This is a genomic window from Acidisphaera sp. L21 (assembly GCF_009765685.1).
Taxonomy (GTDB): domain Bacteria; phylum Pseudomonadota; class Alphaproteobacteria; order Acetobacterales; family Acetobacteraceae; genus LMUY01.
Genome location: NZ_LMUY01000093.1, coordinates 55,789 through 56,474, shown reverse-complemented (window position 1 = coordinate 56,474; position 686 = coordinate 55,789). Strand labels below are relative to the sequence as shown.

At 54.5% G+C, this 686-nt stretch carries 2 pseudogenes; one reads left to right on the top strand and one right to left on the bottom strand.

What is annotated here, in order from left to right:
* Nucleotides 1-201: pseudogene (locus GSQ76_RS32790) on the bottom strand (DUF1810 family protein); the annotation flags it as partial.
* 276 nt (nt 202-477) lie between these two features.
* Between GSQ76_RS32790 and GSQ76_RS31985 the strand changes: the two are divergent.
* Nucleotides 478-686: pseudogene (locus GSQ76_RS31985) on the top strand (heat-shock protein); the annotation flags it as partial.

Sequence of the window (686 nt, the reverse complement as noted above, 5' to 3'; positions counted from 1 at the left end):
ATCGGCAAGGTAAGCACGAGCCTCTTCCAGCCCACCGAGTCCAAGATACTGGGCCGCTGGACTTTGTCCCAGTCCTCGAAGCTGCGGGAAAACAAACCACATCTAGTGGGTGCGTTTCTTTCCAGCCTCAAGCTCGCGACAGACCTGCTTGTAGACCGGTCCTTGTGCTTCGGTGAAGCGTCTGAGATCGAAGTTGGTCATGTCATCAATAAAGCCGCACCGACGACGTGGTTGCTCCAGCATGAGGGGGCTGACATTCTCAGGTACGGGTAAGCCGCTTCGTAAGCCGCAACCTTAGCGCCAAAAGAGGCGCACTTGCCGGAGTTATGCAACACGCGCTGCGTTCACAGGAATGTTATATAGAGGGTATTGAAGAGCATTTCAGGCAGATTTATGTCGCTGCGTGTCGAGGCCTGAGGGATCGACGCAATGCCGCTCAAGCAGCGGATACCATGTTGCTTTTTGGAGGATGTGGTGATGAGGACTTACGACTTTACTCCCCTGTTTCGTTCCACCGTCGGCTTCGATCGGCTGCTCGATATGATCGACAGCAGCGTTCGGCCTGACTGGCCGCCCTACAATATCGAGAAGACAGGCGAGGACCGGTACCGCATCAGCATGGCAATTGTGGGGTTTGCGCAGTCCGATATTGATCTGGTCCAACAGGGAAATACGCTTGTCATTAC